This window comes from Pseudomonas sp. YL2 (genome assembly GCF_023063025.1).
GTDB classification, from domain to species: Bacteria; Pseudomonadota; Gammaproteobacteria; order Pseudomonadales; family Pseudomonadaceae; genus Aquipseudomonas; species Aquipseudomonas putida_A.
Genome location: NZ_JAJSLU010000017.1, coordinates 41,795 through 63,361 on the forward strand (window position 1 = coordinate 41,795; position 21,567 = coordinate 63,361).

General features: G+C 59.8%; 21 protein-coding genes, 4 tRNA genes and 1 pseudogene. 13 read left to right on the forward strand and 13 right to left on the reverse strand.

The window, feature by feature from the left end; genetic code table 11:
* Positions 1–242: 242 nt before the first annotated feature.
* Together LVD08_RS21550 and LVD08_RS21555 are read right to left on the reverse strand one after the other, a co-directional pair.
* Positions 243–599: a BON domain-containing protein gene (locus LVD08_RS21550; protein WP_007963876.1), complete on the reverse strand. Its 357-nt coding sequence runs from the start codon at positions 597–599 to the stop codon at positions 243–245.
* A gap of 295 nt (positions 600–894) precedes the next feature.
* Positions 895–1,335: a pilin gene (locus LVD08_RS21555; RefSeq protein ID WP_247269215.1), complete on the reverse strand. Its 441-nt coding sequence runs from the start codon at positions 1,333–1,335 to the stop codon at positions 895–897.
* A gap of 228 nt (positions 1,336–1,563) precedes the next feature.
* Between LVD08_RS21555 and pilB the strand changes: the two genes are divergently transcribed.
* Genes pilB through yacG form a run of 5 tightly spaced genes read left to right on the forward strand, consistent with a single transcriptional unit; the run spans position 1,564 to position 6,172 of the window.
* Positions 1,564–3,264, forward strand: a complete 1,701-nt coding sequence (gene pilB / locus LVD08_RS21560) for a type IV-A pilus assembly ATPase PilB (RefSeq protein WP_247269216.1) — start codon at positions 1,564–1,566, stop codon at positions 3,262–3,264.
* 2 nt (positions 3,265–3,266) lie between these two features.
* Complete coding sequence (locus LVD08_RS21565; RefSeq protein ID WP_247269217.1) at positions 3,267–4,484, forward strand: type II secretion system F family protein; 1,218 nt, start codon at positions 3,267–3,269, stop codon at positions 4,482–4,484.
* Position 4,485: 1 nt separating this feature from the next.
* Positions 4,486–5,358 carry a prepilin peptidase gene (locus LVD08_RS21570; RefSeq protein ID WP_096795219.1) on the forward strand — a complete coding sequence of 291 codons (873 nt, stop codon included), beginning with the start codon at positions 4,486–4,488 and terminating at the stop codon, positions 5,356–5,358.
* On the forward strand, positions 5,355–5,978 hold the full coding sequence (gene coaE, locus LVD08_RS21575) for a dephospho-CoA kinase (protein ID WP_247269218.1): 624 nt from the start codon (positions 5,355–5,357) through the stop codon (positions 5,976–5,978). The genes LVD08_RS21570 and coaE overlap by 4 nt, the downstream gene beginning before the upstream one ends.
* Positions 5,975–6,172, forward strand: a complete 198-nt coding sequence (yacG, locus tag LVD08_RS21580) for a DNA gyrase inhibitor YacG (RefSeq protein WP_003228296.1) — start codon at positions 5,975–5,977, stop codon at positions 6,170–6,172. Before coaE ends, yacG begins: the two co-directional genes overlap by 4 nt.
* A 6-nt stretch (positions 6,173–6,178) precedes the next feature.
* Here the strand turns inward: yacG and LVD08_RS21585 are convergent, their stop codons facing one another.
* Entirely contained in the window at positions 6,179–6,394 is a 216-nt protein-coding gene (locus LVD08_RS21585; RefSeq protein WP_003228298.1) for a hypothetical protein, read from the reverse strand.
* A gap of 65 nt (positions 6,395–6,459) precedes the next feature.
* Positions 6,460–7,149: an energy-coupling factor ABC transporter permease gene (locus tag LVD08_RS21590; protein WP_135296585.1), complete on the reverse strand. Its 690-nt coding sequence runs from the start codon at positions 7,147–7,149 to the stop codon at positions 6,460–6,462.
* A 117-nt stretch (positions 7,150–7,266) separates the two neighbouring features.
* Between LVD08_RS21590 and LVD08_RS21595 the strand changes: the two genes are divergently transcribed.
* The 4 genes from LVD08_RS21595 to LVD08_RS21610 all read left to right on the forward strand — a co-directional run bounded on the left by LVD08_RS21595 (position 7,267) and on the right by LVD08_RS21610 (position 10,004).
* Positions 7,267–7,893 carry a DUF1780 domain-containing protein gene (locus LVD08_RS21595; RefSeq protein WP_003228301.1) on the forward strand — a complete coding sequence of 209 codons (627 nt, stop codon included), beginning with the start codon at positions 7,267–7,269 and terminating at the stop codon, positions 7,891–7,893.
* A complete protein-coding gene (locus LVD08_RS21600) occupies positions 7,890–8,417 on the forward strand; it encodes an MOSC domain-containing protein (RefSeq protein ID WP_096795222.1) in 528 nt (175 codons plus the stop codon). Before LVD08_RS21595 ends, LVD08_RS21600 begins: the two co-directional genes overlap by 4 nt.
* Positions 8,418–8,468: 51 nt before the next feature.
* Positions 8,469–8,642, forward strand: coding sequence for a DUF3094 family protein (locus LVD08_RS21605; protein WP_003228304.1), 174 nt, complete (start codon positions 8,469–8,471; stop codon positions 8,640–8,642).
* Positions 8,643–8,705: 63 nt separating this feature from the next.
* Entirely contained in the window at positions 8,706–10,004 is a 1,299-nt protein-coding gene (locus tag LVD08_RS21610; RefSeq protein ID WP_247269219.1) for an NAD(P)/FAD-dependent oxidoreductase, read from the forward strand.
* 142 nt (positions 10,005–10,146) lie between these two features.
* On the opposite strand, the gene LVD08_RS28295 is transcribed toward LVD08_RS21610, so the two are convergent.
* From LVD08_RS28295 to rluD, 9 genes and pseudogenes are all read right to left on the reverse strand, one after another.
* A complete protein-coding gene (locus tag LVD08_RS28295) occupies positions 10,147–11,010 on the reverse strand; it encodes a methyl-accepting chemotaxis protein (protein ID WP_410477706.1) in 864 nt (287 codons plus the stop codon).
* Positions 11,002–11,772 (reverse strand): annotated as a pseudogene (locus LVD08_RS28300) (MCP four helix bundle domain-containing protein); the annotation flags it as partial. The pseudogene LVD08_RS28300 and the gene LVD08_RS28295, both read right to left, overlap by 9 nt.
* A 162-nt stretch (positions 11,773–11,934) precedes the next feature.
* Positions 11,935–12,011: transfer RNA gene (locus LVD08_RS21620), tRNA-Pro, on the reverse strand.
* A gap of 97 nt (positions 12,012–12,108) precedes the next feature.
* Positions 12,109–12,184, reverse strand: a tRNA-Lys gene (locus LVD08_RS21625).
* Positions 12,185–12,189: 5 nt separating this feature from the next.
* Positions 12,190–12,266, reverse strand: a tRNA-Pro gene (locus LVD08_RS21630).
* Between the two features lie 9 nt (positions 12,267–12,275).
* Positions 12,276–12,351, reverse strand: a tRNA-Asn gene (locus tag LVD08_RS21635).
* Between the two features lie 296 nt (positions 12,352–12,647).
* Positions 12,648–15,212 carry an ATP-dependent chaperone ClpB gene (gene clpB / locus LVD08_RS21640; protein ID WP_007963856.1) on the reverse strand — a complete coding sequence of 855 codons (2,565 nt, stop codon included), beginning with the start codon at positions 15,210–15,212 and terminating at the stop codon, positions 12,648–12,650.
* A 130-nt stretch (positions 15,213–15,342) separates the two neighbouring features.
* The gene (pgeF, locus tag LVD08_RS21645; RefSeq protein WP_247269221.1) at positions 15,343–16,065 is read right to left on the reverse strand and encodes a peptidoglycan editing factor PgeF; all 723 of its coding nucleotides are present in this window, start codon (positions 16,063–16,065) and stop codon (positions 15,343–15,345) included.
* On the reverse strand, positions 16,062–17,024 hold the full coding sequence (rluD, locus tag LVD08_RS21650; protein WP_007963852.1) for a 23S rRNA pseudouridine(1911/1915/1917) synthase RluD: 963 nt from the start codon (positions 17,022–17,024) through the stop codon (positions 16,062–16,064). The genes pgeF and rluD overlap by 4 nt, the downstream gene beginning before the upstream one ends.
* A gap of 150 nt (positions 17,025–17,174) precedes the next feature.
* Here rluD and LVD08_RS21655 point away from each other — a divergent pair, with 150 nt between their 5' ends.
* From LVD08_RS21655 to LVD08_RS21670, 4 genes are all read left to right on the forward strand, one after another.
* Positions 17,175–18,197, forward strand: coding sequence for an outer membrane protein assembly factor BamD (locus LVD08_RS21655; RefSeq protein ID WP_027612809.1), 1,023 nt, complete (start codon positions 17,175–17,177; stop codon positions 18,195–18,197).
* Between the two features lie 127 nt (positions 18,198–18,324).
* Entirely contained in the window at positions 18,325–18,558 is a 234-nt protein-coding gene (locus LVD08_RS21660; protein WP_183786036.1) for a PP0621 family protein, read from the forward strand.
* A complete protein-coding gene (locus LVD08_RS21665) occupies positions 18,548–20,137 on the forward strand; it encodes a sensor histidine kinase (RefSeq protein WP_247269258.1) in 1,590 nt (529 codons plus the stop codon). Before LVD08_RS21660 ends, LVD08_RS21665 begins: the two co-directional genes overlap by 11 nt.
* Complete coding sequence (locus LVD08_RS21670; protein ID WP_247269222.1) at positions 20,134–21,480, forward strand: sigma-54-dependent transcriptional regulator; 1,347 nt, start codon at positions 20,134–20,136, stop codon at positions 21,478–21,480. The genes LVD08_RS21665 and LVD08_RS21670 overlap by 4 nt, the downstream gene beginning before the upstream one ends.
* Positions 21,481–21,567 lie beyond the last annotated feature (87 nt).

Sequence of the window (21,567 nt, forward strand, 5' to 3'; positions counted from 1 at the left end):
GCTTGCTCGCGAATACGGTGGGTCAGTTAATGAATATGCCTGCTGACACACCGCATTCGCGAGCAAGCCCGCTCCCACATTTCGTTTTTTATCACCTGAAAATAGAACAGGCCCCGACACAAGTGCCGGGGCCTGTAATGGTCACATCCGTGTGACCGTTCGCATGAACTCTAAAGTTGCGGCAGACGTATTGCTCGGCCCGTCTGTCGCGCCTTCTCCCGGTCCAGGCGAGAAGTCATGCCTTACTCGGCTTTCAGGCCGTCAGCGGAGACCGCTTTGACGCCTTTGATTTTCTTGGTGATGTTCACAGCGGTGGTTTTCTGAGCTTCGGTGACAGCGACGTCAGAAGACAGGGAAACCACACCTTTGTTGGTTTCGACTTTGATGTCGGTACCAGGAATGCCTTTTTCGGTTACCAGGTCGCTTTTGACTTTGGTAGTGATCCAGGTATCGGAAGTAGCTTCTTTAGCCTTGGTCATTTCACCAGCAGCCAGAGTCATTGGAGCCTGAGTAGCCTGGGTGGATTGTGCGAAAGCACCGGAAGCCATGGTCAGGGTCAGCGCGGTAGCAGCAGCGGCAGTGATAGCGAACTTCTTCATACGAGTAACTCCTGTTTTTCTGGAAAGTCTGCTGGTTGTCTTGTCAGCAGGGTTACTGGGTATATTGCGAAGGCTGTGCCAACTTTTCGAAAGACAATAAATCCTTTTAAATCAATGATTTACGAATTAAGCAAATTTTCGGAATCATGCAATTTGCATGACAAGTGCATTATCGACATGCAAGTTGCGGCTTTTCGGAAAGTTCCTAACACGCTGAAATTCTTAAAGCTTTTTCCAGTGCCAAAACACAAAAAAATGCCCCGCAAAGCGGGGCATTTTCCTTCAGACCATCGCATCAAGTGCCGCTGGCAGTGCAGCCTTTTGGCGAGTAGTCGGGATTGACTGTCGTGGCACAGGTCCACACACCAGAGGTATTACCCGTAGCAGCGCCCGAGCGAGTAAGCGTGATGGTTTTGCCCAGTACCGGTCCCGGCGCGTTCACCAATGTGCAAGTAATCGAGCCGGCACCGGTCGAGGCAGTTCCCGACGCCGCCAGCGTGCAGTTGGAGGTAGTGGCTGAAGCGCCCCCCGCCACCAGTGTCAGCGTAGGGTCAGTACCTTGATTAATGGTGTCCTCGAACGGCACCTTCAGCGCACTGATTTCGGCCAGACCTGCCGTCACTTTCGAACGCGCCTGGTATTTTGAGTATTGCGGCAGGGCAATCGTCGCCAGAATCCCGATGATCGCCACCACGATCAGCAGCTCGATCAGTGTGAAACCCTTTTGGTTGTTCATAGACAGGCTCTCCATGCATGAGTCGGAATCTCATGATCTGCAAAGGGCTCAGCATAGGCCGTGCCAACCGCTTGCAGACCCCGCACGTTCGGCATAAAGGTGCCGTGTCGCGCTTTCCTACAACCTGTAACCGCACTATCTGACACTTTTTGTCACCTGTACCGGGCGTGTTTGGCGCTGTCACTTGACTAGGCTATAAGTCATGAACTGTCAGCATCCGGAATCCCCATGAATGACATCGCTCTGAGCGGTCTGGCCAAGCAATTGGTGCAGGCCGAACTGCTTACGGAAAAAAGCGCCCAGCAGGCCTGGCAACAGGCGCAGCGCAATCGGCTGTCGCTGATCAGCTACCTGGTGCAGAACAAACTGGTGAAGAGCTCACAGGTGGCCGAGATCGCTTCCGAGCATTTCGGCATGGCCTTCATGGACCTCAATTGCCTGGACAAGGAAACCCAGCCCAAAGGCCTGGTCAGTGAAAAACTGGTGCGCCAGCATCACGCCCTGCCCTTGTGGCGCCGTGGCAACAAGCTGTTCGTGGGCATTTCCGACCCGAGCAATCATCAGGCGATCAATGACATCCAGTTCAGCACCGGGCTGAGCACCGAAGCCATTCTGGTGGAGGACGACAAGCTCACCGAGGCCATCGAGAAATTCTTCGACACCCACGCCAGCGGCCTCGAAGAAATGGCCGACGTCGATCTCGACGGCGTGGATGTCGAGTCCGTCGACGACAGCCGCCAGGACGCCATTGGCGGCCTCGACGCCGACGACGCGCCGGTTGTGCGCTTCGTGCACAAGATGCTGCTCGACGCGATCAAGAGTGGCTCGTCGGACTTGCACTTCGAACCCTACGAAAAAAACTTCAGGGTACGGGTGCGCACCGACGGCATCCTGCGTGAGGTGGCCAAACCGCCGATCCAGTTGGCCGGGCGAATCGCCGCACGCCTGAAAGTCATGGCCAGCCTGGACATCTCGGAACGCCGCAAACCTCAGGACGGGCGGATCAAGATGCGCCTGTCGAAGACCAAGTCGATCGACTTCCGGGTCAACACCTTGCCGACCCTGTGGGGAGAGAAAGTGGTGATCCGGATCCTCGATCCGTCCAGCGCGCAGATCGGCATCGATGCATTGGGCTACGAACCGGCGCAGAAAGAACTGTACATGGCCGCGCTCAAGCAGCCCCAAGGGATGATTCTGGTTACCGGGCCTACGGGTTCGGGGAAAACCGTATCGCTGTACACCGGCCTGAATATTCTCAACACCGTCGACATCAACATTTCCACCGCCGAAGACCCGGTGGAAATCAACATGGAAGGCATCAACCAGGTCAACGTCAATCCGAAACAGGGGCTGGATTTTGCTCAGGCTCTGCGTTCGTTTCTGCGTCAGGATCCGGACGTGATCATGGTCGGGGAAATCCGCGATCTGGAAACCGCCGAAATCGCGATCAAGGCGGCGCAGACCGGCCACCTGGTGCTGTCCACGCTGCACACCAACAGTGCCGCTGAGACTCTGACCCGCCTGCACAACATGGGCATCCCCGGGTTCAACATCGCCACCTCGGTCAGTCTGATCATTGCCCAGCGCCTGGCGCGCAAGCTGTGCAGCCACTGCAAGAAACCGATCGAGATCCCCCGCGAAACGCTGATCAAGGAAGGTTTCCCGCCGGAACAGATCGGCAGTTTCACGATCTATGAGCCGGTCGGTTGCGACCTGTGCAACGGCGGCTACAAGGGACGCGTGGGGATTTACGAAGTGGTGAAAAACACCCCTGATCTGCAACGGCTGATCATGGCCGAAGGCAACTCGCTGGAGATCGACAGCCAGATGCGTCGCGACGGCTTCGACGACCTGCGCACCTCCGGCCTGCGCAAGGCCATGCAAGGCATCACCAGCCTGGAAGAAATCAACCGGGTCACCAAGGACTGAACATGGCGGTCAAGGCAGCGAAAATCAGCATCTACGCCTGGGAAGGCACGGATCGCAAAGGCAGCAAAGTCACGGGCGAGTTGAGCGGGCAGAACCCCGCGCTGATCAAGGCCCAGTTGCGCAAGCAGGGGATCAACCCGGGCAAGGTACGGAAGAAATCCACCTCTTTGCTCAACCTCGGCAAACGCATCAAAGCGCAGGACATCGCCCTGTTCACCCGGCAGATGGCAACCATGATGAAAGCCGGCGTACCGCTGTTGCAGTCGTTCGACATCATTGGCGAAGGCTTCGACAACCCGGCGATGCGCAAACTGGTAGACGAGGTGAAGCAAGAGGTAGCGGCCGGCAACAGCTTCGCCGCCGCACTGCGCAAGAAGCCGCAGTATTTCGATGAACTGTATTGCAACCTGGTGGATGCCGGCGAGCAATCCGGCGCCCTCGATACGTTGCTTGAGCGGGTCGCGACCTATAAGGAAAAAAGCGAAGCGCTCAAGGCCAAGATCAAGAAAGCCCTGACCTACCCCAGCGCCGTGGTGCTGGTGGCTATGGTCGTTACCGGGATTCTGCTGGTAAAAGTGGTGCCGCAGTTTCAGTCGGTATTTTCCGGCTTCGGCGCTGAATTGCCGGCCTTCACCCTGATGGTGATCAGTATCTCGGAGTTCATGCAGCAATGGTGGTGGGCGGTGCTTGGTGCGCTGATCGCGGCGGTGTTCGGCATCCGCCATGCGCTGAAGAAATCCCAGGCATTGCGCGACCGCAAGGACACCTGGCTGCTGAAGCTGCCGCTGGTGGGCACGCTGATGTACAAATCGGCAGTGGCGCGATTCGCCCGCACTCTGTCGACTACCTTTGCCGCTGGCGTACCGCTGGTGGAGGCACTGGATTCGGTGGCAGGCGCCACGGGCAACGTGGTGTTCAAACGTGCCGTGCTGCGTATCCGCCAGGACGTCGCCACCGGCATGCAGCTGAATTTTTCCATGCGCAGCACCGGAGTCTTCCCCAACATGGCGGTGCAGATGACCGCCATCGGTGAGGAATCGGGCGCGCTGGATGACATGCTCGACAAGGTCGCCGGTTTTTATGAAGAGGAAGTGGATAACATGGTCGACAACCTCACCAGCCTGATGGAGCCGTTCGTCATGGTGGTGCTCGGGGTCATCGTCGGCGGGCTGGTCGTGGCCATGTACCTGCCGATCTTCCAGCTTGGCTCAGCGATCTGACATGCCTATCGACGAACTCTTCAGTCTGTATCCGCTGGCCTTTGTGTGCACCGCCCTGCTGCTGGGTCTGGTGGTCGGCAGTTTTCTCAATGTACTGGTCTGGCGCCTGCCGAAAATGCTCGAGCGCGATTGGCGCCAGCAGGCGCAGGACGTCCTCGGCCTGCCGAGCGAAACACCACTGCCGACCTACAACCTGATGCTGCCGCACTCCCAGTGCCCACACTGCGGCCACCGGATTCGGGCTTGGGAAAACATTCCGCTGCTCAGTTACCTGGTGCTGCGCGGACGCTGTTCGGCGTGTGCCGCGCCCATCAGCAAACGTTATCCCCTGACCGAACTGGCCTGCGGCCTGCTTTCGGCATTCGTTGCCTGGCATTTGGGTTTCGGCTGGCCGGCCGGTCTGTTGATCGTCCTCACCTGGGGCCTGCTGGCCATGAGCCTGATCGACACCGAACATCAACTGCTGCCCGATGTGCTGGTGTTGCCATTGTTGTGGCTGGGGCTGATCGTCAACAGTTTCGGGCTGTTCGTCTCGCTGCACGCGGCGTTGTGGGGTGCGGTGGCCGGTTACATGGCGCTGTGGTCGGTGTTCTGGCTGTTCAAGCTGCTGACCGGCAAGGACGGCATCGGCCACGGCGATTTCAAGCTGCTGGCGCTGCTCGGGGCCTGGGGCGGCTGGCAGATTCTGCCGCTGACGATCCTGCTGTCATCGCTGGTGGGGGCGATTGTCGGGGTGGTTCTACTGCGTCTGCGTGAGCAGAAAACCTCGACGCCGATGCCCTTCGGCCCGTATCTGGCAATTGCCGGCTGGATTGCCTTGCTCTGGGGTGGTCAAATAACCGACTTCTATTGGCAGTTTGTCGGTTTGAAATGAATACCCCTGTGGAAAAAACCTGGATTCTCGGCCTGACCGGCGGCATCGGCAGCGGCAAAAGCGCCGCGGCCCAGCACTTCATCGATCTCGGGATCCATGTGGTCGACGCCGATCACGCAGCGCGCTGGGTGGTCGAGCCGGGGCGTCCGGCACTGGCGAAGATTGCTGAACACTTCGGTCCCGGCGTCCTGCAAGCCGATGGCACGCTGGACCGTGCGGCCCTGCGCAAGTTGATCTTTGAAGTGCCTGAAGAACGCCGCTGGCTCGAAGCCCTGCTGCATCCGTTGATCGCCGAGGAAATCGCTCACCATCTGGCGCTGGCAAAATCGCCTTACGCGATTCTAGTTTCACCGTTGCTGATCGAATCCGGGCAGTACGTGATGACTCAAAGAATTCTGGTGATCGATGCCCCGCAACAACTGCAGATCGAACGCACCTTGCAGCGTGACCAGACCAGCGAACAGCAGGTCCAAGCGATCCTCAAGGCCCAGTCAAGCCGTGAAGACCGCGTGAGCCGTGCCGATGATGTGGTGGTCAACGACCGCGACCTCGCCTGGTTGCACAGCGAAGTCGAGCGCCTGCATCACTTTTACCTGACTTTATCCGGAGGCCAGTCATGAGCCCTACCACCGTCGAATGCCCAACCTGCGGCGCCCCCGTGGAATTTACCCCCGAGAACAAATTCCGCCCGTTCTGCTCCGATCGCTGCAAGCTGATCGACCTCGGCGCCTGGGCGTCCGAAGAGCACAAGATTCCGGTCGCCCCGGATGCCGAAGACGAAATGTTCTCCGGCGATTTCGACCCGCGTCACTGATCGCGATCAGGGCCGCATGAAGCCGTAGTCCTGATCGTCGTCGAGGTTTTCCGCGAGAAAGCGCAACTCGTCGGCCAGGTCTTCGGCGTTGCGCACCGTCTTGCTCTGTTGCACCACCGCGCTGAGCAAGGCGCGCAAACTCAGGCCCGGATCGAAGCCCACCTCCAGCGCCATGTCCAGACTCTGCCGCGTCTCCTGCCTCGCCCACTCGTAAACACTCATGCCGCTGCTCCTGAAGGAATTTGGCCGAGCATGAAATGCCGCGTGGATGACGGATTTGATGTGGATCAAGACTTGGGATCGTCGTCCTTCCACGGCGCCGAAAGGTAGCGGGTGCGGTTGAAGGTTTCCAGCCACTCGGGGCTGAACACCACCAGCGCGCTGATCACCATGCCGTTGATAAAGGCTTCGGGGAAAATCAGCAGCCACAGGTAGCCGATGAAGTCTTCCAGCCATTCCGGCATGGCGAACAGACCGTCGTACCACAGCAGGCCCAGACTCAGCGTCAGACACAGCAATGCGGACAACGCTGCGGCAAAGAACCCGGAACAGAAGATGTACACAAACGGATTACGCGGCTGGGCGCGCTCGACGAGGATCGCCACACACTCGGTGATCAACACCGGCAACAGGATCAGCAACGTACCGTTGACCCCGACCGCCGCCAGATCCTGGCGCCCGAGCAACACCAGCCCGAGCTGCGCCACCAGCCCGCCGATGATCGCCAGCGGCCAGTCGAGCAGCAACGTCACGGCGGTCATGCCGATGAAGTGATAAGAAACCCCGGTGTCGAAATCCCTGCGCACCATCCACAGCAGAAACAAGGCGAACACCGTGCCGAACAGCAGATGCTGGCGGCGACTGTCAGTGAACAACTCGACCCACGGCGCACGACAGATCGCCCACAACAGCACCGGCAGGTAAATCAGCCAGCCGAGTGTCAGGCTCGTCGACGACAGCAGTTCTGCACCGATCATGAATCCCTTACCTTCTCCATGGGTTTGATTCCTTCATCGGAGTCTACACCGCCCTCTTCCGGGCATCAGCCGATGCAAAGCTTTCTGCTTGTCGCATTTGAACGCTAAGCTTGGCCTATGGATGACTCAGATTACTTACGCCTGCTGACCATTGCGGCCGAGCAAGCCAACGCGTTCCTGTCCAATGCCCGCAAATGGGAGCGTGAGCGTTGGGTCTGCCAGCGCCTGCTGCAAGGCTTGAACATCCCTTACCGCGCCGATGAGTTCGCCCCCGCCGGCGAGCCGCCGGACGTGCTGTTTCGCGATGCCAATTTCGAAGTGTTCTTCGTTCTCGATGAAGGCCGCCGGCTCAACGACGAATGGCGCGATGAACTGCAACGCCGCCGCAGTGCGTTTTCCCTCAGCCAGTTGGTGCGTCGTGAAGCCAAGCCACGGCGGATCCCGGCCAATGAATTCTTACTGCGACTGGCGCCGACCTTGCGCAAAAAAGCGCACAACTACAAGGAACGCGGCATGGATCTGGGCGAACTGGACATCATCGCCTTCGCCAGCCTCAAGCGCGAAGTGCTGGACCTCAACAGCCATTTTCCACCGCCGACCGAGTATCTGCGTCAGGGTTGGCGCTCGCTGTCGCTGGTCGGCCCGACCTTCGCCCGGGTGCTGTTCGCCCATCCCGATGCGCCGGACTTTCTGCGCAGCAACCTCGGTCGCAGTATCGTCTTCGATGTCGGGATCAGCCTGTGACGCCGCTGCAGCAGTTGATTGCCGACGTCCCGCAGACTGGCCGCGTACGCTGGATCGGCGTGCGCCCCGAGTCTCGCGGCCCGATGATCGAGCTCGACGCCGTCGAGGCACGGCTCGAAGCCGGATTGACCGGTGACCACGCCCGCCCCGGCGTGCGCAACGCGCGGCAAGTAACGTTGATTCAGTTCGAACACCTGGCGGTCATCAGCGCGTTGATGGGCCGGCCTGAAGATCAACCCGTGCGGCCTGAAGACCTGCGGCGCAATCTGGTGATCAGCGGCATCAACCTGTTTAGTCTGAAGGGTCGGCGCTTTCGCATCGGTCAGGCCATATTTGAGACCACCGGTTGGTGCCAGCCCTGCGCGCGCCTGCAAAACAACCTCGGTCCCGGCACCTTTCAAGCGGTGCGCGGGCATGGCGGAATAACCGCGCGGGTGTTACAAAGCGGGATCATTCGCCTCGACGACGGTGTGTCTGTCGAACCGGTTCCGGACAGCGGCTATGCTGCGTTCAACCCCGGTTGAAAACCGCTGTAGCTTCTGCACATTCAGCAACGTCTACCTGACGAGGCCTTTATGACCAGCCGCCTGAACCCCGAAGACCAAAAGCATGTCGAAGAGTACCTGCAACTGTCCCAACACCGTGTCGAGCGCCGGCCTTTTCGGCCGTGGATGCTCCTGGTGCTGGTGCTGGCAGTGACCATTGGTCTGGGCCTGCTGAGCCGACTTATCAGTTACCTGACGCTATGAGCAGCATTGCGCTCGCGAAGGTAATTGCACCGATTTCCTTTAAAAACCTTGCGAGTGATCCCTATGTCCCATCGTATTGTTATTGTCGGCGGCGGCGCCGGCGGTCTGGAGTTGGCTACCCGTCTGGGTAAGACTCTGGGCAAGCGCGGCACGGCCAGTGTGATGCTGGTCGACGCGAACCTCACGCACATCTGGAAGCCCCTGCTGCACGAAGTGGCCGCCGGATCGCTGAACTCTTCCGAGGATGAACTCAACTATGTTGCCCAGGCGAAATGGAACCACTTCGAGTTCCAGCTGGGACGCATGAGCGGGCTCGATCGCGCGCAGAAGAAAATCCAGCTGGCGGCCACCTACGACGAAAACGGCGTGGAACTGGTTCCTGCGCGTGAAGTGGCCTACGACACGCTGGTGATCAGCGTCGGCAGCACCACCAACGATTTCGGCACCCAGGGCGCAGCGCAGCACTGCCTGTTCCTCGACACCCGCAAACAGGCCGAACGCTTCCACCAGCAGTTGCTCAACCACTACCTGCGCGCGCATGCCGGGCAGACCGATGTGATCGAACAGATCAGCGTGGCGATCGTTGGTGCCGGCGCCACAGGCGTCGAGCTGGCGGCAGAACTGCACAACGCCGCACATGAACTGGCCGCTTACGGCCTCGACCGGATCAAACCGGAGAACATGCACATCACCCTGATCGAAGCCGGCCCACGGGTGTTGCCAGCCCTGCCGGAGCGCATCAGCAGCCCGGTGCACAAGACTCTGGAGAAACTCGGGGTCAACGTGATGACCAACGCTTCGGTCAGCGAAGTGACCGCCGACAGCCTGATCACCGCCGATGGCAACGTGATCAAGGCCAGCCTGAAAGTCTGGGCTGCCGGGATTCGCGCGCCGGGTTTCCTCAAGGACATCGACGGTCTGGAAACCAACCGTATCAATCAACTGCAAGTGCTGCCGACGTTGCAGACCACCCGCGACGAAAACATTTTCGCCTTCGGTGACTGCGCCGCCTGCCCGCAACCGGGTTCGGATCGCAACGTGCCGCCGCGTGCGCAAGCCGCGCACCAACAGGCTTCGTTGCTGGCCAAGTCGCTGAAGCTGCGTATCGAGGGCAAAACCCTGCCGGAGTACAAGTACACCGACTACGGCTCGCTGATTTCGCTGTCGCGTTTTTCGGCTGTGGGTAATTTGATGGGTAACCTGACCGGCAGTGTGATGCTGGAGGGCTGGCTGGCGCGGATGTTCTACGTGTCGCTGTACCGCATGCACCAGATGGCACTGTACGGACCGTTCCGCACGGCGATGCTGATGCTGGGCAGCAAGATCGGTCGCGGCACCGAGCCACGCTTGAAGCTGCATTGATCTAAAACTGTGGGAGCGGGCTTGCTAGCGAAGAGGTTGTGTCATTCAACATTCATGTCGACTGATACACAGCTTTTCGCGAGCAAGCCCGCTCCCACATTGTTTTGCGCAGCTCAAAAATCCAGCAATCGATCTCTGCACATCAGAGCTGGAAGCGCCGTACCATGCCTTGCAGCGCGTTGGCCAGTTGCGACAGTTGGTGACTCGACGCGCTGGTCTGATCGGCTCCCGCTGCCGAACGCACCGACAGGTCGCGAATATTCACCAGATTACGATCCACTTCCCGCGCAACTTGCGCCTGCTCCTCCGCCGCACTGGCGATCACCAGATTGCGCTCATGAATCTCATGCACTGACGCGGTGATGGTTTCCAGCGCCTCCCCGGCGCGCTCGGCCAACGCCAGCGTGGTCGTGGCCCGCGCAGCGCTGGCCTGCATCGAATCCAGCGCCAGGCTTGAACCGGTGCGCATGCCCTGCACCATCTGCTCGATCTCCTGCGTCGATTGCTGAGTGCGATAGGCCAGCGCCCGCACCTCATCGGCAACCACCGCAAAACCGCGTCCGCTCTCCCCTGCGCGGGCTGCCTCAATGGCCGCGTTGAGCGCAAGCAGGTTGGTCTGCTCGGCAATCGCACGGATGACATCCAGCACTTTGCCGATGTCCTGTGACTGGTTGGCCAGCGATTGCACCAACTCGCCGGTGTGCTGCACGTCGCTGGCCAGCGCATTGATGGCCGACGCGGTGTCACTGACCCGCGCCTGCCCCAGTTGCGCCGACTCACTGGATTGGCGGGTGGCATCGGACGTCGACACCGCGTTGCGCGCGACTTCTTCAACCGCCGTAGTCATTTCATTGACCGCCGTGGCGGCCTGTTCGATTTCGTTGTTCTGCTGCTGCAGGCCTTGTGTGCTGTCGAGCGTCACCGCGTTGAGCTCATCGGCAGCGGTCGCCAGTTGCGTGGCCGAACCGCTGATGCCTTGCAGCGTTTCCCGCAGGTTCTGCTGCATGGTTGCCAGCGCCTTGAGCAAACGGCTGACTTCATCGTTACCGTGGGTTTCGATCGGTCGGGTCAGGTCGCCTTGGGCCACACTTTCGGCAGCGCTGACGGCCGTGCTCAACGGACGAATGATGCTGCGGGTGAGCAACATGGCCAGCGCCACCGTGGCCAGCGCCGCCAGCGCGATGAACAGACTGACGATGGTGCGTGAGGTCTGGTAGTGGTCAGCGGATTTCTGGCTCTCCGCAGCAACCTGTTTGGCGAACAGATCTGCCAGGTCATTGAGCTGCTTGCCGGAGCCGTCGACCACGGTTTTCATATCAATCAGCAGCAGTTTGGTCAGTGCGTCACGCTGGCCTTGATCGGCCAGGGTGAAGGATTGCGCGATGCCGGTGCGATATGCGGCAAAGGTTTTTTTGAACTGGTCATAGAGCTGCTGGCCTTCCGGCGTGGTGACCAGTTTGTCGTAGGCGGCGATCTTCTCGCTCAGCTCTTTGTCGCGGGTGTCCATCTGGCTGCGGTAAGTCGCGATGTTCTTCGGATCCTGATCAAGTGCCATGCGCAGGGAAATCGTGCGGATCCGCAGCATCAACTCACGAATCTCGTCGCCGCCGCGAATACTCGGCAGCCACTGGCTCTCTACCGCAACTTCACTGTCACGGATGCTCGACATCTGCCCCAAGGCAAATACCCCAAGCAACGCCACCAGTACCGCGATCAGGGCAAAACCCAGTGCGGCACGTGGAGCAATATTCAACTGACGAAGCAACATGACGGACGCCCTTATTCTTGTATTGGCCAGATTGAAGGGGCGAACAGCGGCAGTCCCCTCTCGTTAGCGGGCTATCGGCAAGTTGTACGATGACTTGAAGGGAATTGTCTTTCGCGAGGACAAAAAAAATCCCCGTATCTTTCGATACGAGGATTTTTAATATGGTCGGGGTAAGGGGATTCGAACTCCTGACATCCTGCTCCCAAAGCAGGCGCGCTACCGGACTGCGCTATACCCCGGTAAAAAAAAGGCGACCTTTCAAAGATCGCCTTCTTCGATCAGCGCTTTTGGCCTCTGATCTTAAGATTCGATCCCAGTGTTACCTGGTTTCAAAAATGGTGGGTCGTGTGGGATTCGAACCTACGACCAATTGGTTAAAAGCCAACTGCTCTACCAACTGAGCTAACGACCCAAAAATGGTCGGGGTAAGGGGATTCGAACTCCTGACATCCTGCTCCCAAAGCAGGCGCGCTACCGGACTGCGCTATACCCCGGTTTGAAATTGGCTCCGTGACCAGGACTCGAACCTGGGACCCAATGATTAACAGTCATTTGCTCTACCGACTGAGCTATCACGGAACTACATATTTCAATTTACAACGGTGAAACTTACAGCTCTTAGACTTCCGTTCGCATCGCTGCGTTCGTGTGTCTGAGGCGCGCTATTCTACAACCTAGAACACCTCTGTCAACCCCCTAAATCGCTTTCAAGTTAATGATTTGCAACTTATTTCAGATTTCAGCTCAGTGAGCTGAGATGCTGCGGGTGACTGACTGCGGGGCGCACTTTACAAGCCTTTTCCTTAGACTTCAACAGCCTAACGAAAAAAAGGCCTCGCAAAGCGAGGCCTTCCTTATTTCATTGGCGTTGCCGCTCAGTCGAAAACGATTTCGTCGTTCACGACCTTGCCGGTTGCTGTATCGCCCGGCAGGAAATGCCCCGACAGGATCAACTGCGCCAACGGGTTTTCGATCCAGCGCTGGATCGCACGTTTGAGTGGACGTGCGCCATAAACCGGGTCGTAACCAACGGCAATCAGCTTGTCCATCGCTTCCGGGCTCAGTTCCAGCTTCAGCTCGCGCTCGGCCAGACGACTGCGCAGACGGCCCAACTGGATCTCGGTAATCCCCGCGATCTGGTCCCGCGCCAAAGGCTCGAAGATCACCACTTCGTCGACCCGGTTGATGAACTCGGGACGGAAGTGCGACGTCAGCGCGTCCATCACCGCTGCACGCTGGGCCTCACGATCACCGACCAGTTCCTGGATCTGCGACGAACCGAGGTTCGAGGTCATGACGATCACGGTATTGCGGAAATCCACCGTGCGTCCGTGGCTGTCGGTCAGCCGTCCATCCTCAAGCACCTGTAGCAGGATGTTGAACACATCCGGATGCGCTTTCTCGACCTCGTCCAGCAGGATCACCGAGTAAGGCTTGCGGCGCACCGCTTCGGTCAGGTAACCGCCCTCCTCGTAGCCAACATAGCCTGGTGGCGCACCGATCAGCCGCGCCACGGAATGTTTCTCCATGAACTCGGACATGTCGATCCGCACCATCGCCTCTTCGGTATCAAAGAGGAATTCGGCCAGCGCCTTGCACAGCTCGGTTTTACCGACACCGGTCGGGCCGAGGAACATGAACGAGCCGCTTGGACGATTAGGATCCGCCAACCCGGCACGCGAGCGCCGTACAGCGTTGGCGACCGCAACCACCGCTTCGTCCTGACCAATCACACGCTGGTGCAACAGGCTTTCCATCTTCATCAGCTTGTCGCGCTCGCCTTCGAGCATTTTCGACACCGGAATACCGGTCCACTTCGACACGACTTCGGCGATTTCCTCTTCGGTCACCTTGCTGCGCAGCAACTGGTTTTCGCTCTTGCCGTGCTGATCGACCATTTGCAGGCTGCGTTCCAGATCCGGGATCACCCCGTACTGCAATTCGGCCATGCGGTTGAGGTCGCCTTTACGGCGCGCCGCTTCCAGCTCCTGACGCGACTGCTCGATCTTTTGCTGAATCTGCGCCGAACCCTGTACCTCGGCTTTTTCCGAGTTCCAGATTTCTTCCAGATCCGAGTACTCACGCTCGAGGCGGACGATTTCTTCCTGGAGTTTTTCCAGGCGTTTCATCGCCGCTTCATCGCTTTCTTTCTTCAGGGCCTGAGATTCAACCTTGAGCTGAATCAGGCGACGCTCCAGACGATCCAGCACTTCCGGCTTGGAGTCGATCTCCATGCGAATACGGCTGGCGGCCTCGTCAATCAGGTCGATGGCCTTGTCCGGCAACTGCCGATCCGTGATGTAGCGATGGCTGAGCTTGGCCGCGGCGATGATCGCGCCGTCGGTGATCGCCACTTTATGGTGAACCTCATAACGCTCCTTGAGGCCACGCAGGATAGCGATGGTGTCTTCTTCGCTCGGCTCGTCCACCAGGACTTTCTGGAAACGCCGTTCGAGGGCCGCATCCTTCTCTATATATTGGCGGTACTCGTTGAGCGTGGTAGCGCCGACGCAGTGCAGCTCACCGCGCGCCAGTGCCGGTTTAAGCATGTTGCCGGCATCCATCGAGCCTTCGCCCTTACCCGCGCCGACCATGGTGTGCAGTTCGTCGATGAACAGAATGATCTGCCCTTCCTGCTTCGACAGCTCATTGAGCAACGCTTTCAGGCGTTCCTCGAACTCACCGCGATACTTGGCACCGGCGATCAGCGCGCCCATGTCCAGCGACAGCAGACGTTTGCCCTTGAGGCCGTCAGGCACTTCGCCGTTGATGATGCGCTGGGCCAGACCTTCGGCAATCGCGGTTTTACCCACGCCAGGTTCGCCAATCAGCACCGGGTTGTTCTTGGTGCGACGCTGCAGTACCTGAATGGTGCGGCGGATTTCGTCGTCACGGCCGATCACCGGATCGAGCTTGCCGTCTTCGGCACGCTTGGTCAGGTCGACGGTGTACTTGTCCAGCGCCTGACGCGACTCTTCGTGGTTGGCGTCATTTACCGCCTCACCACCGCGCAGGTTGTTGATCGCGTTTTCCAGGGCTTTCTTGCTCACGCCCTGGCCGAGCAGCAGTTTGCCAAGCTTGCTGTTCTCGTCCATCGCGGCGAGCAGCACCAGCTCGCTGGAAATGAACTGGTCGCCCTTCTGCTGAGCCAGGCGATCAGCCTGATTGAGCAGGCGCGCCAGATCCTGCGACATGTTGACGTCGCCGGTCGGGTTCTGGATTTTCGGTAATTGGTCGAGCTCTTTGGTCAGCTCTTTGCGCAAGCTGTTGACGTCGAAGCCGACTTGCATCAACAGGGGTTTGATCGAACCACCCTGCTGTTCAAGCATGGCTTGCATCAAATGCGCCGGCTCGATGGCCGGATGATCGTGGCCAACGGCCAGGGATTGGGCGTCGGACAACGCCAACTGTAATTTGCTGGTTAAACGGTCTATACGCATGGGTCACCTTCCTTTTGAGCAGGCCGGACCTAAAAACCATCCTGAATAAAGAAACCTGCCAGATACCACTGTAGATGCGGTCGATTCTGGGAGATTCAAGCGTCAGCGAGTTGATTCAGGTCAGGCAAGTCTAGCGGGTGAGCCAGACAAGGGAGGCGAAACGGCCAGTGCGCGACGCACGGCGGTAAGAAAAGAAGCGCGGGTCGGTCACGGTGCAGAAACCGCCACCATAAATCGCAGTGACACCGCGTTCAGCCAGACGCAGGCGCGCCAGTAGATAGATATCAGCCATGAACTTGCCAGCATTGTGACTGGGCACGAAGGCTGCTGCCGCTGCCGGCAGTTGCTTGACGAAGACTTCGCGGACTTCCGGGCCGACTTCAAAGGCCTTCGGGCCAATGGCCGGGCCGAGCCAGACCAGTACGTCCGCCGCAGCGGTGTCGAGATGATCGAGAGTGGCTTCCAGTACGCCCGCCGCCAAACCGCGCCAGCCGGCGTGAGCCGCCGCGACGCGAGTACCGGCACGGTTGCAGAACAATGCCGGCAGGCAATCTGCGGTCATCGCCGTGCAGGCAATCCCGGGAGTCGCCGTCCAACTGGCATCGGCGGTGGCAACCACGCCCGGATCAGCATGAGCCACGGCAGTCCCGTGTACTTGCTGCAACCAGGCAGGCTTTATCGAGAAGTGTTCGGTCAGACGCCGACGATTCTCGGCGACTGCTTCCGGGCGATCATCGACATGATCGCCCAGATTGAGGCTGTCGAACGGCGCCTCGCTGACACCTCCCTCGCGGGTGGTGACACAGGCGCTGACGCTGGCCGGCGCAGGCCAGTCCGGCGTCAGCCAGTTCATCCGACGAATGCCTCGCGATCCTGCTTGAGCAGGGTCAGCAGCCAGACGAAGTCTTCCGGCAGCGGCGATTCCCAGCTCATGCGCTCACCGGTGGTCGGATGATCCAGCTCAAGGAAGCGCGCGTGCAGGGCCTGACGCGGGAAGTGCTTGAGGGATTCGACCATGGTCGGGTTCGCGGCAGGCGGAATGCGGAAACGACCGCCGTACGCCGGGTCGCCGACCAACGGGAAGTTGATGTGCGACATGTGCACACGAATCTGGTGGGTCCGGCCGGTTTCCAGTTTGACCCGCACATGCGTGTGGGACCGGAAACGCTCCAGCACGCGGTAGTGACTGACGGCCGGCTTGCCGCCTTCCATCACTGCCATGCGCTGGCGCTGCTGACCATGACGGCCGATCGGGGCGTTGATCTTGCCCCCGGCGGTCACGACACCGATCACGATGCACTCGTAGATCCGGCTGACGCTGCGGCTTTGCAGCTGGGCAACGAGCTTGGTCTGCGCCTGAATGGTCTTGGCCACCACCATCAGACCGGTGGTGTCCTTGTCCAGGCGGTGCACGATACCGGCGCGCGGGACATTGATGATGTCCGGCACGTGGTGCAGCAAGGCATTGAGCAAGGTGCCATCAGCGTGGCCGGCAGCCGGGTGCACCACCAGGCCCGCAGGCTTGTTGATCACCAGGATGTCGTCGTCTTCATAAACGATGTCGAGCTCGATGTCCTGGGCGATCCACTCGCCCTGGGCTTCCTGCTCGGCAGTCAGCTCAAGAATGGCACCGCCATGCACGATGTCGCGCGGGCGGATGACCGCCCCGTCCACAGTCAGGCGACCTTCTTTGATCCAGGCGGAAAGGCGCGAGCGTGAGTGCTCAGCGAAGAGTTGGGCGGCGACTTGATCGAGGCGTTGGCCGCCCAAATCGGACGGCACCTCTGCGCGAAGTTCAATTTTATCGGACATGCTCTGACTGGCGTCGGCACAGCCTTTGGTTTCGGCTGCGCGCTTGTGGTTAAATACGGCGTCTTTTGCCCCGAGGCTTTTCAACGGGGCGCTCATCATAACAGGACGGCCCCGCCCAAGACAGCGGCCGTCATAGGGACGCAAGCCGCCATGCAAGTGAAACACCTGCTGCTGATCGCCATCCTCGCATTGACCGCTGCTTGCTCATCGAAGGAAGTCGTAGACGAAAACCTCAGCGAAGCCGAGCTGTATCAGCAGGCTCAGACTGACCTGGACAACAACAGCTACACCAGCGCCACAGCCAAGCTGAAGGCCCTGGAGTCGCGTTATCCGTTCGGTCGCTACGCCGATCAGGCACAGCTGGAGTTGATCTACGCCAACTACAAGAACGCCGAGCCGGAAGCTGCAAAGTCCGCCGCCGAGCGTTTCATTCGTTTGCATCCGCAGCATCCGAACGTGGATTACGCGTACTACTTGAAAGGTCTGACCTCTTTCGACCAGGACGTCGGCCTGCTGGCGCGCTTCCTGCCGCTGGACATGACCAAGCGTGACCCCGGCGCTGCCCGCGACTCGTACAACGAGTTCGCACAGCTGACCAGCCGCTACCCGAACAGCCGCTACGCGCCGGACGCCAAGCAGCGCATGATCTACCTGCGCAACCTGCTGGCGGCCTACGAAATCCACGTAGCCGACTACTACCTGACTCGTCAGGCCTACGTCGCCGCCGCCAACCGTGGCCGTTATGTAGTGGAAAACTTCCAGGAAACCCCATCGGTCGGCGACGGCCTGGCGGTGATGACCGAGGCTTACCAGCGTCTGCACCTGGACGATCTGGCCGCCACCAGTCTGGAAACCCTGAAGCTCAACTACCCGAACCACCCAAGCCTGCAGGACGGTCAGTTCGTGCCATCGGTCGCCGAAGCCGACAACCGCTCGTTCCTGAGCAAGGCGACGCTGGGTCTGATCGAATCGCGTCCACCGCTGCCGCCGGGAGAAACCCGCGCCAACCAGGACGTGCAGAAGCAGTTCCAGGACGCGAAAGACGCAATCCCGAACGAGCTCAAGCCTAAAGACGAAAACGGTGACGTGATCGAAGAAGAACATCACGAGGCTGAAGGCAACAACGATGACCGTTCGTGGTTCAGCTACATGACCTTCGGCGTGTTCGACTGATCACACCGGGCGTTACAAAAAAGGGAGATCCGCGGATCTCCCTTTTTCATGGCTGCGCGTTAATAGTCTGTGCGCCTGCCGGCACCTTGGCTAAACTGCCGAATCATTAGCCGAAAAGCCGCCCATCATGCTTCGTTTACTGTTCTGGATTGTCCTGATTTTCGCTGCGGTATGGCTGTGGCGCAAATTCAAGGCGCCCGCCTCGTCTGCCCAATCGCCCCGCGAGCAAGACGCCGCGCCGATGGTGCGCTGCGCTCACTGCGGCGTGCACCTGCCCCGCGACCGCGCGTTGAACCTTCAGCAACAATGGTATTGCAGCCAGGCTCACCTTGAGCAAGGCCCGGGCACCAGTGGTCGCTGAGGTCGCCAACGCCGACCGTAAACAGGCTCAGCGCCTGCTGCGCCTGTATCATCTCTACCGTTTGAGCGTCGGCATCACCCTGGTGTTGCTGATCTCCAGCAACATGGACAACCGCCTGCTGACGTCAGCCGACGACGATCTGCTGCGCAGCGGCAGTTGGTTGTATCTGGTGCTGAACATTCTGCTGGTGGTGTTTCTGGAGAACACCCGCCGCCCGGCGCAGTTGTTCACCCTGGCCTTGGTCGATGTGCTGTTGCTGTGCGGCCTGTTCTACGCGGCGGGCGGCGTGGCCAGCGCCATCGGCAACCTGTTGATTGTCTCGGTGGCGATCGCCAACACCCTGCTGCGCCGGCGCATCGGCCTGCTGATTGCCGCCATCGGCGCACTCGGCATTGTCGGCTCCAGCTTTCTGCTGGGCTTCAGTCACCCCCTGAGCGCCAATGACTATCTGCAAGCCGGGCCCCTCGGCGCTTTGTGTTTTGCCGCGTCGTTGCTGGTCCAGGGCCTGATCCGGCGTCTGGAAGTCAGCGAAAATCTCGCCGAACAGCGTGCCAGCGAAGTCACCAGTCTTGAAGCCCTCAACGCCCTGATTCTGCAACGCATGCGCACCGGCATCCTGGTGCTCGACGAACAGCGCCGGGTACAGCTGGCCAATCACAGCGCGAAAAATCTGTTGGCCCAGTCGCATCTTGAAGGGCATTTGATCAGCGACTACTCGCCGGCATTAGTCGAGCGTCTGCAGCTGTGGCTGAGCAACCCGACCCTGCGCCCGCAGAGCCTGAAGATCCCCGGCAACGGCCTGGAACTGCAACCCAGCTTCATCGCCCTCGACCAGAGTCCCAACCAGCAAACCCTGGTGTTCCTCGAAGATCTGGCGCAAATCGCTCAGCAAGCCCAGCAGCTCAAACTCGCCGCACTGGGGCGTCTGACTGCCGGCATCTCCCATGAAATCCGCAATCCACTGGGCGCCATCAGTCATGCCGCGCAGCTATTGGCGGAGTCCGAGGAACTCGATAGCGCCGATCGGCGTCTGACGCAGATCATTCAAGACCACTCCCAGCGCATGAACCGAGTCATCGAAAACGTCCTGCAACTGTCGCGCCGCCAGCAAAGCGCTCCGCAACGGCTGGATCTCAAACCGTGGCTGGAACACTTTGTTGCCGAGAGCCGCGAGCAGGCGAGCGAGCGCCAGTCGATTCATTTGCGGATCAATTCCGGGGACTTCATCACGTTGATGGATCCCGACCAGCTCACGCAGATTCTCGACAATCTGTTACGCAACGGCTGGCGGCACAGCGCCCTGCTGCACCAGCAGGCCGAAGTCTGGCTGGCGCTGTTCGTCGACCCCGACAGCCAGCTGGCGGTGCTCGAAGTACAGGACAACGGCCCCGGTGTCCCGTCCGATCAGCAGGCGCATCTGTTCGAACCGTTCTTCACCACCAGCAGCCAAGGCACCGGCCTTGGGCTTTATCTGTCCCGTGAGCTGTGCGAAAGCAACCAGGCGCGCCTAGACTTCAAACCACGCCAAGGCGGCGGCTGCTTTCGCATCACCTTTGCTCACGGACGGAAACAAAGTTGAACACGAGCCCACGGCAAAAAATCCTCATCGTCGACGACGAACCGGATATCCGCGAACTCCTGGAAATCACCCTGGGACGGATGAAACTCGACACTTTCAGCGCTCGCAACCTCGGCGAAGCCCAGGCACTGTTGCAGCGCAATGCGTTCGACCTGTGCCTGACCGACATGCGCCTGCCCGACGGCACGGGGCTGGACCTGGTGCAGCACATCCAGCAACGTCATCCACAACTGCCGGTGGCGATGATCACCGCCTATGGCAGCCTGGAAACAGCGATCAATGCGCTGAAGGCCGGCGCCTTCGACTTCCTCACCAAACCGGTTGATCTCACGCGCCTGCGTGAACTGGTCAGCACCGCGTTGCGCATGCCTGCCGCCGGCGGCAGCGTCACCTCGATCGACCGCCGACTGTTGGGCGACTCGCCCCCAATGCGCGCTCTGCGCAAACAAATCGACAAGCTCGCCCGCAGTCAGGCTCCGGTCTACATCAGCGGCGAATCGGGCAGCGGCAAAGAGCTGGTCGCGCGGCTGATCCACGAACAAGGGCCGCGCGCGCAACAGCCGTTTATACCGGTCAACTGCGGGGCGATCCCTTCAGAGCTGATGGAGAGCGAGTTTTTTGGCCATCGCAAAGGCAGCTTCACCGGCGCGGTGGACGACAAACCGGGGCTGTTTCAGGCCGCGCACGGCGGCACCCTGTTTCTCGATGAAGTGGCGGATCTGCCGCTGTCGATGCAGGTCAAGCTGCTGCGGGCGATTCAGGAAAAAGCCGTGCGCAGCGTCGGCGGCCAGCAAGAAACCGTGGTCGATGTGCGCATTCTGTGCGCCACACACAAAGACCTGGAAGCGGAAGTCGCCGCCGGGCGCTTTCGCCAGGACCTGTATTACCGCTTGAATGTGATCGAACTGCGCGTGCCATCCCTGCGCGAACGGCGCGACGACATCGAAGTGCTGGCCACGCACATGCTCCAGCGTCTGGCCAGCAACAGTGGCCAGCCGGCAGCCCAATTGCACCCGCAAGCGCTCGAAGCACTGAAGCGTTATCGTTTTCCCGGAAATGTGCGAGAACTGGAGAATGTCCTCGAACGCGCGCACACGCTGTGCGAAAACCAGGTGATCGAGGCTGCGGACTTGCGCTTGAGCGAAGGCAATTGCGCAGTAGAGGACGGCATTGCCGACCTGACGCAGATCGACAACCTTGAAGATTATCTGGAGAACGTCGAGCGCAAACTGATCCTGCAGGCGCTGGAGGAAACGCGCTGGAATCGCACGGCGGCAGCGCAACGCTTGAGCCTGTCGTTTCGGTCGATGCGTTATCGGCTGAAGAAACTCGGGCTGGATTGAGGGACTCTTCGCGAGCAGGCTCGCTCCCACATTGGATTTTGTGATCGACAAAGATCAACTGTGGGAGCGAGCCTGCTCGCGAAAGCG